Source organism: Bacillus sp. HMF5848 (assembly GCF_003944835.1).
Taxonomy (GTDB): Bacteria; Bacillota; Bacilli; order Bacillales; family HMF5848; genus HMF5848.
In genome coordinates this window covers 1,986,920-1,999,768 of record NZ_RWIV01000001.1, presented here as the reverse complement: position 1 = coordinate 1,999,768, position 12,849 = coordinate 1,986,920, and the positions used below count along the sequence as shown (strand labels likewise).

The window sequence follows — 12,849 nt, the reverse complement described above, 5'->3', positions numbered from 1 at the left end:
TTTTCACCTAAGCCAAAACAGAATTTTTGCTTAAAAATGATAGCAAAAATTCAATTTTATTAAGCGTTAAAATTATTTTTCAACAAATAATAGTAGCCAAACTTGCTAGCTCGTTCCCTTATAGCATTACGGCTTCCTGCCAGTTGAAGCTTATAGACGGTAGTTTGTTCTTCAGTGGCTAGTCCAATATATACTAGTCCTGCAGGTTTTCCCTCTAAACTATCTGGTCCAGCAACGCCCGTGAAGCTTATACCTACATCTGTTTTGCAAAGCTTCTTCGCTTGCGTGGCCATTTCAAATGCACACGCTTCACTAACAACGCCTTCATTAGTTATCACTTCAGTTGATATCCCTAATAACTGCTGCTTCATTTCTCTCGTATATGTTATGAATCCACCTTTTACAACACTTGAAGCACCTGGAAGCTTTATAAGTCCCTCTAAGAAAGCTCCACCAGTCAAACTCTCAGCACTTGCAATGGTTAAGTTATTTTTCTGCAAATATAAAAATGTTTCATTCGCTAGCGTGGAGTCGTCATAACCATATAAAAATTGACCACAACGGGCGGCTATTTTTTTCTCTGTCTGATCAAGAAGCATAATTGCTGCTTGTTCATCTTCATGTTTTGCAGTTAAACGAAGAGTCACTTCATAATCTGCTGCAAGAGGAGCAATCGTAGGATTCGTTTGATTATCAATCAAATCTTCAATTTCAGTCTCAAGCTGTGATTCGCCAATTCCATAGAACCTAAGAACTCGTGTATATAGCTTCTCTGATCGTCCTAAACATTGTTGTAAGTAATCTCGCCCATACTTAACAAACATTGGTTTCATTTCTTTTGGAGGTCCTGGTAAAAGCATATACGTAATTCCATCATCATATATGGCCATACCAGGAGCCATACCATTATGATTGTGAAACACAGTTGCCCCCTCAATAACAAGAGCCTGTTTTCGATTGTTTGGAGACATAATACGATTAACACGTTCATAGTACTCTTCTATTGTTGAAAGAGCTTTGTCATTGATTTGCAGTTGCTTATGAATATTTTTAGCAACAATTTCTTTTGTTATATCGTCTTTAGTAGGACCTAACCCACCCGTAAATATAAGTAAATTTGAACGTTGTTTAGCAATTCCTATCGCTTGCTCTAGTCGCGATGAATTATCGCCTACTACCGTATGGAAATATACATTAATCCCCAATTGAGCAAGCTCTGTTGACAAAAACTGTGCATTACTATTTACTATTTGACCTAACAAAAGTTCTGAGCCAACGGCAATGATCTCAGCATTCACTGCAATTCCCTCACAATTCTATTTTGAATTTAAAAACACTTGCTTATTTTTTACGAAGTAGTCCAAGCCTGACCACACTGTAAAGATTAAAGCAACCCAAAGTGATATGGTAGCAAATGGAATGGACAATGCACTAAACGGTATATTATGCAGCAATAAAGCGGAGATTGCTACAATTTGAGCCCAAGTTTTCACTTTCCCTAACATGTTTGCAGCAACTACCTCTCCTCCACCAGCAAGAACTAAACGTAGTCCAGTTACAGCAAATTCACGACTAATTATTATAATTACAATCCAAGCTGGAGCAAGCATCAGCTCTACTAAAGCAATTAATGCAGCTGACACTAACAATTTATCAGCAAGAGGGTCAAGGAATTTGCCTAGGTCCGTTACTAAGTTATACTTTCGTGCGTAATGTCCGTCAATCCAGTCAGTTGTAGAAGCAATAATAAATATTATTGCAGCAATAAAGTGGGTTACAGGAATCGTTTCACTGGCAATAATCATATCTCCCCATGAGATGGGTGCTAACAACAAAACTAAAAAAAATGGTATTAAGCATATTCTCGCTATTGTAATTTTATTAGGTATATTCATCATATTTCCTCCTAAGACAATGTATGTATACTAGTACAATACTGTATAAAGCGAAGAAAAGCCATCTATAATAGATGACCTTTCTTTATGGGGCAACTTGATTATTTATTATCTGCAAACGTTGAATTTTTGGTTTATTAGGCTCTGTTGGAATAGGAAATGGTAATACTTCTTCATTTACTTTCACAACAGTAAATATGTCTGCACCTGCTTTTATTATGACATCGGCTTCCTTCGAAGCATCAACAACCGTGGATTCACCGACTTTAATAATTTGACCCCCAAATAAAATAGCACCTTTGCTATTTTTCACCTCAATCCATGTATCACCGCCATTTGCCTCTATTGTGATGAGCATATTCTCAGCCTGTTCTAACTTAAATGTAGATAAGTTTCCGGTTGTCTCAACAAAGGTCAACTTCTGTTGAGGTGGAGCAGGTTCTGGTTCTGGTTCCGGCTCAGGCGCTGGTTCTGGCTCAGATTTATCTTGATTATCCGAATTTGTCATGTCTTCTTTTTTAAGTGGTGACGTCTCAGATTCCTCAAATGATGTAGGCGGCTGTTCTATGTTTGTATTGTTTTCTTTACCAAAATCACTGTTTTGCCAATATACCCAGAAGAGTACAACGACACCAACAACAAAAAGGACTACTAATATTGTTGGGAGAAACTCTAAAAGTTTTGATGATTGTGGAGAAATTTGTCTCCTAGTTTGAACTCTTGACAACTTCTGTGAAACATCGTCTTGAAACGTCTTAGGGATGTCATGTTGAAAATCATTAAACAACATATCGGGGTCTAATCCTACAGCCTCAGCATATTGTTTGATGAAAGCTCTCACATAAAAACTTCCGGGCATTATACTATAATTACCCTCTTCAATTCCAATAAGATAACGTTTTTGAATTTTAGTTACATCTTGAATCTGTTCAAGACTTAAATTCTTCTCCATTCTTGCTTCTTTCAGCTTTGCTCCAAGGTCTGTCATGCTAACACCTACCAATACCATTAAAAATCAAACATAGAAAAACTATTATCAGAGAACAGCTGCTGGTCATCATCAATATGGTACGTAATCTCTTCTTCATGAGTATTACGTAACTCAATTATGTAATCAAAATCATCAAGAGTATATTCCGAATTTTGAACAAAAATATCTGGGTGCTCAACGACTTTTACAGCAGGTAAGCGCAAAATTTCTCTTACTAGCTGCCAATGCTTTTCGTTTGCGCGCTTTGTAGAAACAATACCATCAAGGATAAATAGATTGTCATGATTGTATTCTTCCTCAAAAAGCTGACTACGAACCGTTTGCTTTAAAAGTGTTGATGAAACAAACAACCAACGTTTGTTAGCACAAACACTTGCAGCAACAATAGATTCAGTTTTGCCAACACGTGGCATTCCTCTAATACCAATCAACTTATGACCTTCTTGTTTGAATAACTCAGCCATAAAATCAACTAGCACCCCAAGGTCTTCTCTGACAAAACGGAATGTTTTTTTGTCATCCGCATCACGTTGTATATATCTACCATGACGAACAGCGAGACGGTCACGCAATTTAGGTTCTCTTAGCTTTGTAATTGTAATATTATCAACTGTTTGAAGTATAGATTTAAGTCGATCAATTTGTTCTTTCGTATCACTCAAAAGCAACAAGCCTCTTCGCTTATCGTCAACCCCGTTAATAGTGACAATATTTATGGAAAGCATTCCAAGAAGAGAGGAGATATCCCCGAGTAGGCCTGGACGGTTCTTTTTTATTTCATACTCCAAGTACCACTCTTTTTTTTCCATATAACTCCCCCTAATTAATACAAATTTTGACAAACATCTTCATTTTACCCTTATTTTAATAATAAATGATTTACCAATATTAGAAAAGGGATTTTACCGGGGAGTTGTATATTTTTTCAGTATGTACTATAGTATTGAGTGCATAAATAGAAAAGAGAGGACGGATCCTCTCTTACAAAAGTTCATGTTTACCCTTTTTGAACAAGTTTCACCATCATATTAGCAATTGCATGCTGTTCTTTTTCATCCGCAACTTGCCATAGATCTGCCAACACTTTTTCCTCGGCTGTTTTAGCATCAACCTGTGAAGCTAGATAGCCTCCAATTTGGTATGCTAGCTCTGAAATTGTATTTTGATCCATACCTTCGTTTTGAGCATGCTCTAATCTGTGTTGTAAAAAGTCTTTCCATTGATCCCAATTTTCAAGAACAGACATATAAGTAGCCTCCTTAAATTATAATCGTTACTAGTTTGGCTTCTCTTGTCTGAATTATTCAATGGGACATGTGACAAAATCTCAACAATGCCAGCCTCCATTCACTGATATAACCTGACCTGTTATGTATGAAGATTGCTCCGATAAAAGAAAATTAATAACACTCGCCACTTCTTCTGGAGTACCTAAACGTCCTAATGGGATTTCTTCATGTAATTGATTAATATCCTCATCTGTGAGCGTACTTAACATATTTGTCGCTATAGCACCAGGTGCAATTGCATTAACGCGAATATTACTTGGAGCTAATTCTTTTGCCAGCGCTTTTGTTAATGATATTTGCCCCCCTTAACCATAGAGTAGGCAGACTCACAAGCCGCACCCGTAATCCCCCAAATAGATGATATAAAAATAATAAGTCCACTTTTATTTGTTACCATTTGCTTTGAAACAGCTTGTGTAATGATATAAGGGCTAGTTAAATGTAATTGTATTGTTGTTTGCAAGTCATCATCAGATATATCAGTCAATAAACCATATGGGCTATTTCCCGCCGTATGTACAACAGCGTCGATGTCACTCGGAAGAAAAGCACACAGTTGTCTGACTCCTTCCATTGACGATAAATCTGCTTGCAATATATTTATTTTATTTGTTTTAAACGTTTCAGTCACTTCACTAATTGCTTTTATACCTTTATTATAATGCAAAACGAGAGAGTGGCCTTCTGCAGCTAACTTTTTTGCTACAGAAAGGCCAATTCCTCCGCTTGCCCCCGTTATTAATACTTTCATTTTGTTTTACGCTTCCTTTGGAATAACTTGACATACTGTAAAATAATCATCATCGATTGCTTCTTTAGCTAAAGCTTGAATATACGATACGGACAGCTCCTCGAGCTTTGGTACTACTTCAAATAAATTTGTATTGTTAAACGAGTATCGAGTAAATTGGTTTGCAATATACTCAGGTGAATTAATTGCTCTTAAGAAATTACCTATTTTTTTCTTTATAATCCTATTCAATGCGTCAGTTTCAATATTTTGACTGGCAAAAGAGTGATAAATCCCCTTTATTTCTTTAACTAACTCATCTGGTTTTTGAGTGTCCCCTCCCACTATAGCGAAACCAAATCCTTGCTCAAGTGTAAAGTCAAAAGAAAACGAGTCGTCTATTAATCCGGCATCAAACAGCCTTTCGTAGTGTTTGGAGCTTTTTCCAAATAAGTACTCTAACATAACGTTCATAGCTAGTTCTCGTGTTAATAATTCCGCTCCTTGTATATCGGTTTGCTTGGCCTTTAAGCCCACTAAGCATTTCGGTGTATGCACATTCATTTGTAGAACTGACTTTTCCTCTGCTACTCCAGGAGGTTCTATATAATGAAATCTCTGTATTTCTTGAGGTGGCTCAAACTGCTTTTCATTTTGATTATCTGTCACAATTTTAAGTATTTCTGTTGCATCAAGAGGGCCTACGATAAACAAAATCATATTGCTCGGATGATAAAAAGTATGGTAACAGTCATATAACATATCTTTTGTTATGTTAGAAATGGATTCAATAGTCCCTGCAATATCAATGGCCACGGGATGATTGTGATACATATTTTTGATGACGCCAAAATATAACCGCCAATCAGGGTTGTCGTCGTACATTGTAATTTCTTGACCAATAATTCCCTTTTCCTTTTCAACTGTTTGTTCAGTAAAGTAAGGCTCTTGAACAAAATCAAGTAATGTAATTAGATTTGTCTCCACATTGGACGTGCTGCTAAATAAATATGCTGTTCTTGTAAAAGAAGTGAATGCATTCGCTGAAGCACCTTGCTTACTAAAATCGTGAAACACATCCCCATGTTCCTTTTCAAACAATTTATGCTCAAGAAAGTGAGCAATTCCATCAGGTACCTTGATCATCTCCGTTTGATTTATAGGAGTAAATTGGTTATCAATCGAACCATATTTTGTTGTGAATGTTACATATGTTTTATTAAAGCATTTCTTCGGTAACACATATACTTGTAATCCATTGCTTAGTTGCTCAAAATAAAGCGATTCGTTTAACTGCTGAAATGTGATTTTCTCCATTATTGTCCTCCCTCCTTTCCCGTAAGGAAATAGATGGTATCTAATTGAACTAAATTTGCAGCATTAATGATGTCATCTTTTGATACAGCCTCAACACCTTTTAACCAATTATTAAGTGGGCGATCAACCAATGATAATTCATTATGATAGAGAACCTCAACAATGCCTCGTGCTGTGTCTACTGTCTCTAGAATTTGATTCCTTAACACTGCCTTTGTTTGTAAAATTTCCTCATCCGTGAAGCTACCATTTTTTATTGCATCTAATTGTTCGTTAATAATAGTTACTGCTTTGTTATAATTAGATGAATCTATTCCTGACATGACCATAAGTAACCCTTTATGGCTTTCTACACGTGACGCTGCATAATATGCTAAGCTCTCTTTTTCACGCACATTACGAAACAGTTTAGAATGTGAGAAGCCACCGAATACTCCATTGAATACTTGTAAACTATAATATAAATCATCTGCATACGTGATGTTTGTGCGATACCCCATATTTAGTTTTCCTTGTTTAACATCTTGTTCTTCTTTTATCTCTTTCTGGTCAACCACTTCAACACAATGTGACATAGTAGTACGAGTGTTATCCCTTTGTGAAAACGAAAAATACTTCGAAACAGTATCTACTACAACTTTTTCCTCTATATCACCTACTACATATAGGTCCGCCTTGTCGTTATCGGTGCTCTTTTGGTAGTAATTAAATAAGCTTTCACTTGTTATATTGTTTACATCGTCTATTTCACCATTTACATGTAGTTTATAAGGTTCATTTTTACACATTTCTTGAACAAGGCGTAAATTAGCGTAACGCATTTTATCGTCATAGACTGCTTGAATTCTTTGTTCCATAGCACGCTTTTCTTTTCTCAATACATCCTGATTAAACTTGTTATTCTCAAGTAAAGGATGATGAATTAGCTCCGAAAAGAATTCAGCCGCCTTCTCAAATAAAGGGGTTGAATCTTGTAAGTATTTCTCGTTAGCGACCTCGAGTGTAAAGGTAATGACATGATTCTCACCTTTTTTAGCTAAATCCACAAATAAATGCGCACCATATAAATCATCTAAATAGCTTCGTAATTTAGATGTTGAAGTAAAACGACTTGTTGCATTTTGAAGAACATGAGGCAAAAGTGCGCGTAACGTAACTGTGTCTTGCTGGAGCGGTGCGTTTAACTTAAGAATTATTGTGGTCGTTTTGAACTTTTTTGTAGGCACTACGTGTACTTGAAGCCCCTGTATTTGTTGCTTTTTATGTTCAATAAGCATTCTTGTTACCTCCTTTTAGTAAGGCTTAGTTTTAGCGATCTTTATAGAAAAAATATATTTCTTACTATACTTATGTATTGTAACCGAACTTTACTATTATCTTACATTAAATATATGTTGTGTAAAGATGAAATTATAGTTTACATAATAATATTACAGTTTATAAAAACAAAAATAAAAAGGCTTAGTACACAATGTACTAAGCCCGGAATAATGCTTATTGCTTAACGTTTACCTTTTTCGTATGGAGTACCGAGCGCTTTTGGTGCTTCTGCACGGCCAACAAATCCTGTCAACGCAAGTATAGTTAATACATATGGTGCTATATATAAGTATACAGTAGGAATATCCTGTAAAAATGGAATTTGTGACCCTGTAATACTTAAAGATTGAGCGAGTCCAAAGAATAATGCTGCACCCATAGCACCAATTGGATGCCACTTACCAAAGATCATGGCGGCTAAAGCTAAGAATCCTTGACCTGAAATGGTACCTGGCGCGAAGTTACCCGAAATACTAATAGCATATACTGCTCCGCCAATACCAGCAAAAACACCTGATAGCATAACACCTATATAACGCATACGAAGCACTTTAATTCCCATTGTATCGGCTGCCATCGGATGCTCTCCCACAGCACGCAAACGCAATCCAAATGGAGTTTTGAAAATAACAAACCAAACAACAAATGCTAAGAAAAGAGCAATATAAGATGTTACTGGGATACGTGAAAAGAACATATCACCTATAACAGGAATATCAGATAATAATGGTACGTTAATTTTGTCAATACGGAAGTCAATAAAGTCTGTTTGACCTTTGTCAAAGATTTTCTTTGTTAGAAACAGAGATAATCCTGCAGCTAAAAAGTTAATAGCTACCCCACTTACAACTTGGTCAGCTTTTAATGTGATAGAAGCAAAAGCATGCAATAGCGCAAAAATACCACAAACAATTCCTGCAAGTACCAAAGCAAACCATGGAGCAACAGATCCCATACTACCTTCTAACAATAATGTTGTTGTAATTCCAACAAAAGCACCAAATAACATAAGACCTTCTAATGCAATGTTAACAACACCTGATCTTTCACTAAAAACACCACCTAAAGCTGTAAACACTAGAGGGGCTGCTGAGTATAAGGCTGCCGGTATAATTAAGTATAAAATTTCTAAAAAACTCATTTATTTGCCCTCCTTGCTTAAGCGGTTTAACACCCATCTAATTAAATAACTAGATGCGACAAAGAAGATAATTAGTGCAATAATAATTTCAATAAGCTCGGAAGGTACATTTGCATCGAAGTTCATTTGAGGCCCTGCCGTTTTAAGTCCTCCAAATAGAGCTGCTGCAAATATAATACCGAGTGGCGAATTTGATCCTAATAGGGCTACAGCGATTCCGTCAAAGCCTGTCCCGGTAAAAGCCGACAAAACACCCATATTTTGGAACGTTCCTAAGCCCTCCATAGCTCCAGCTATCCCAGCAAATACTCCCGATATAGCCATCGATAAGACGATACTTCTTGAAACATTCATACCTGCGTATTGTGAAGCGTATTGGTTGAATCCAACAGAACGCAATTCATAACCTAGAGAGGTTTTCTCGATAATTAACCACATAATGAATGCCATAGCTATTGCAATTACAATCCCCCAGTGAAGACGAGAGTTTTCAGTAAGTGAACGTAAGAAAGGTGAAGCTAAAGAAGCACTCTCCTGAATCTTATATGACTTTTCGTTTCCTGCAAATAAATACGTCCTAATTAAATAAGCTGTTGTATAAAGTGCTACGTAGTTCATCATAATCGTCACAATAACTTCGTGTACCTTAAACCTAGCTTTTAAATATCCAGGAATAACTCCCCAAATTCCACCAGCTAATGCAGCAGCAAGAACAGCTAATGGAACGTGTATAAGTTTAGGTAAATCGAAAGCATACCCTACCCATACTGAGGCTAACCAGCCAACAAGTAATTGACCTTCTACACCAATATTAAACAGGCCTGTTTTAAATGCAAAGGCAACAGCGAGACCCGCTAAAATAAGAGGAGCCATAGATCTAATAGTTTCACCGATAGCTCTCGGTCTACCTATCATACCTTCAATTAGAGCAGAAAAGCCTTTAATAGGATCATAACCACCTAACAACATTATTATTGCCCCTGCTAGCAATCCAAGGATTGCTGCTAAAACTGGAATTAATATATTTACAACCTTTTCATTTCTTAATATTGCTCTCATGAAGATACACCTGCACTTTCCTTGTTGCTACCAGCCATCATAAGACCAAGCTCTTGTTCAGTTGTAGTCTTAGGATCAACAACACCAACAATTTCTCCTTCATAAATAACAGCTATACGATCGCTTAAGTTCATAATCTCATCTAACTCAAAAGAAACAAGTAATACAGCTTTCCCTTGATCGCGCTGTTCTACTAAGCGCTTATGAATAAACTCAATAGCACCAACATCTAAACCACGAGTTGGCTGTGCAGCAATTAATAAATCAGGACTGCGATCGACTTCACGAGCAATAATTGCTTTCTGCTGATTACCGCCTGATAAAGCTCGAGCTAATGTAAACTCACTAGGTGTTCTTACATCAAATTCGGAGATTAAAGATTTTGCTTTTTCGTATATAGCTTTGTAATTTAAAATACCGCTTTTAGTGTATGGCTTTTCATAATACGTTTGGAGTGCCATATTCTCACCGATTGAAAAATCCAAAACTAAACCATGTTTATGTCTATCCTGTGGTATGTGACCAACACCGGATGATGTAATTTTCCGAGGAGCTTGATTTGTTAAATCTTTTTCGTTCAAAGCTACAGTACCTGATTTTACTTTTCGCAGTCCAGTAATTGCTTCAATAAGTTCCGATTGTCCATTTCCATCAACACCAGCGATACCTACAATTTCACCAGCTCGAACATCTAATGTAAGCCCATTTACTGCTGAAAGTCCTCTTGAATCATCAACAACTAAATCCTTAATAGAAAGTACATTTTTAGTTGGGTTCGCTTCAGTTTTATCAACAGAGAAGTGTACTTCACGCCCAACCATAAGAGATGCTAACTCATCCTCGTTTGTATCAGGAACGTTCACAGTACCAATTCCTTTACCTTTGCGAATGACCGTACAACGGTCACAAACTTCCATAATCTCTTTTAGTTTATGTGTAATCAAAATAATAGACTTATCTTCTGCTATTAAACGCTTCATAATTTGAATAAGTTCTTTTATTTCCTGTGGTGTTAACACCGCAGTCGGTTCGTCAAATATTAAAATGTCAGCTCCACGATAAAGGGTTTTTAAAATCTCTACACGCTGTTGCATACCTACAGATATATCTTCAATTTTTGCATATGGATCTACAGCAAGTCCGTATTGCTTTGAAATTTCTTCTATTTGCTTAGCAGCATCTTGAATATTAATTTGACCTGATTTTGTTGGTTCTGAGCCAAGAATTATATTTTCCGTTACAGTAAAATTTTGCACTAGCATAAAGTGCTGATGAACCATTCCAATTCCTAAGCTGTTTGCAATGTTTGGATCTGAAATCTTTACAGGTTTTCCTTTTACCTTAATTTCACCTTTTTCCGGTTGATACAAACCAAACAGCACATTCATTAACGTTGATTTCCCTGCTCCGTTTTCACCCAACAAAGCATGAATCTCACCTTTTTGCAACTGCAACGTTATGTTGTCATTAGCAACAATTCCAGGGAATTCTTTCCTGATGTTCAGCATCTCAATTACATAATCCGCTGTCATTACCCTTCACTCCTATCTTAACTAGAAAAATGTTAAGCTATGTAAGTTAAAAACATAATTAACCGCTTTCAAGCGGAAAAAGCCTTATGAACAAGTTATGTTCAACAAGCTTTTTCGACTTAAAAACATCCATTGATATACATTATGAGGAAAAAATGGCATTTGCCCTAAGAAATAAGCAAATGCCATCATTGCCTTTGAAAATTAATCTCTTATTGGCCTAGACCAGAAAGATATGTTTCTAATTGAGCATCATCTAATGGTACTTCAATTTCACCACTTAAGATTTTTTGCTCATAGTCTTTAACTAATGCTAATGCTTCTTCACTTACGTTTTCAGTTGTTGGAGCAATACCAACACCTTCTTCTTCTAAACCAAATACAACTTCTTGACCACCAGGGAAGTTACCTTCCATAGTCTCCTTTGATACTTCGTAAACTGCTACGTCTACACGCTTAATCATAGAAGTAAGTGTTACGTTTTCAGGAAGACCTTCTTCGTGTTGGTCACGGTCAACACCGATAACCCAAACATCCTCACCATTTTTCTTACGGCTCTTAGCTTCTGTGAACACACCATTACCTGTACCACCAGCAGCATGATAAATGATGTCTGCGCCTTGTTGGTACATAGTGTTAGCTATATCTGTACCTTTTTGTGCGTTGTTAAAGTCACCAGCATATTGACTGATAACTTCAATGTCAGGATTTACTGATTTTAGACCAGCGATAAAGCCTACCTCAAACTTTTTAATTAAGCCTGATTCAACCCCACCAATGAAACCAACTTTGTTAGTTTTTGTGTGCTTAGCTGCTACAACACCAACTAAGAACGATCCTTGGTGCTCTTTAAATGTAATGTTTGCTACATTGTCCATCCACACTACATTCCAATTTTCATCTGTTAATAAGCTATCAATTAACGCAAAGTTAGACTCTGGGAATTGAGCAGCAATATTTTGTACAGGATTCTCAAGTAAGAAACCAACACCGTAAGTCAAACCATAACCTGCGTCAGCGAATTTTGTTAAGTTTGGCTCGTAATCAACATCAGAAGTTGATTGAAGGTATCTATATCCTTCACCTTCAGTTAACCCATTCTCTTGACCAAATTTAGTTAAACCTTCCCATGCTGATTGGTTGAATGATTTGTCATCAATACCACCAACATCTGTAACCATTCCGACTTTGAAGTCAACAGTTTCTTCTACTTGTGTGTTGTTGTCAGTGTTATTTTGTGCATTTTCGTCAGTTGTTTGCTCATCTGCACCGCCACCACCACAAGCAGCAAGAAGTGTTCCAGTCGCTAACGCTAGTGATAGCATAAAGCCAAATTTACGTTTCTTCATTTCCTTGAAACCCCCTATATATTTTTTCATTTTGAATAGTGATAATGGCATCTATGTAAGTAGCCAGCACAGTTTAGTTATTTGTGTTTTTGATAAAAATAATACTTTATTTATGTATAAATGTTATCATATACACTTTTACTATTTCTGCGCATCACTAATCGTCAATACTATATCACTTTTTTATTAATAAATAAATAGTGTTTATAAGATTTTGTCGAAAATA

General features: G+C 36.5%; 11 protein-coding genes and 1 pseudogene. All 12 read right to left on the bottom strand.

Annotated features, from left to right (window positions below):
- Positions 1–59: 59 nt before the first annotated feature.
- Entirely contained in the window at positions 60–1,298 is a 1,239-nt protein-coding gene (locus tag EJF36_RS09530; RefSeq protein WP_125906099.1) for a competence/damage-inducible protein A, read from the bottom strand.
- Between the two features lie 18 nt (positions 1,299–1,316).
- Positions 1,317–1,895: a CDP-diacylglycerol--glycerol-3-phosphate 3-phosphatidyltransferase gene (pgsA, locus tag EJF36_RS09525; protein ID WP_125908325.1), complete on the bottom strand. Its 579-nt coding sequence runs from the start codon at positions 1,893–1,895 to the stop codon at positions 1,317–1,319.
- An 85-nt stretch (positions 1,896–1,980) separates the two neighbouring features.
- Positions 1,981–2,883 (bottom strand): helix-turn-helix domain-containing protein, encoded by a 903-nt coding sequence (locus tag EJF36_RS09520; RefSeq protein WP_185806868.1) that lies wholly within the window; start codon positions 2,881–2,883, stop codon positions 1,981–1,983.
- 20 nt (positions 2,884–2,903) lie between these two features.
- A complete protein-coding gene (locus EJF36_RS09515; RefSeq protein ID WP_125906097.1) occupies positions 2,904–3,695 on the bottom strand; it encodes a YmfK family protein in 792 nt (263 codons plus the stop codon).
- Positions 3,696–3,883: 188 nt separating this feature from the next.
- On the bottom strand, positions 3,884–4,132 hold the full coding sequence (locus tag EJF36_RS09510; RefSeq protein ID WP_125906096.1) for a DUF3243 domain-containing protein: 249 nt from the start codon (positions 4,130–4,132) through the stop codon (positions 3,884–3,886).
- Between the two features lie 81 nt (positions 4,133–4,213).
- Positions 4,214–4,926, bottom strand: a pseudogene (ymfI, locus tag EJF36_RS09505) (elongation factor P 5-aminopentanone reductase).
- 6 nt (positions 4,927–4,932) lie between these two features.
- Complete coding sequence (gene yfmH / locus EJF36_RS09500) at positions 4,933–6,222, bottom strand: EF-P 5-aminopentanol modification-associated protein YfmH (protein ID WP_125906095.1); 1,290 nt, start codon at positions 6,220–6,222, stop codon at positions 4,933–4,935.
- A complete protein-coding gene (gene yfmF / locus EJF36_RS09495) occupies positions 6,222–7,499 on the bottom strand; it encodes an EF-P 5-aminopentanol modification-associated protein YfmF (protein WP_125906094.1) in 1,278 nt (425 codons plus the stop codon). The genes yfmH and yfmF overlap by 1 nt, the downstream gene beginning before the upstream one ends.
- A 224-nt stretch (positions 7,500–7,723) precedes the next feature.
- Positions 7,724–8,683: an ABC transporter permease gene (locus EJF36_RS09490; protein ID WP_125906093.1), complete on the bottom strand. Its 960-nt coding sequence runs from the start codon at positions 8,681–8,683 to the stop codon at positions 7,724–7,726.
- Positions 8,684–9,742, bottom strand: coding sequence for an ABC transporter permease (locus EJF36_RS09485; protein WP_125906092.1), 1,059 nt, complete (start codon positions 9,740–9,742; stop codon positions 8,684–8,686). It lies immediately after the preceding gene.
- On the bottom strand, positions 9,739–11,274 hold the full coding sequence (locus EJF36_RS09480) for an ABC transporter ATP-binding protein (protein WP_125906091.1): 1,536 nt from the start codon (positions 11,272–11,274) through the stop codon (positions 9,739–9,741). The genes EJF36_RS09485 and EJF36_RS09480 overlap by 4 nt, the downstream gene beginning before the upstream one ends.
- Positions 11,275–11,486: 212 nt before the next feature.
- Positions 11,487–12,623 carry a BMP family lipoprotein gene (locus EJF36_RS09475; protein ID WP_125906090.1) on the bottom strand — a complete coding sequence of 379 codons (1,137 nt, stop codon included), beginning with the start codon at positions 12,621–12,623 and terminating at the stop codon, positions 11,487–11,489.
- Between the last annotated feature and the right edge of the window lie 226 nt (positions 12,624–12,849).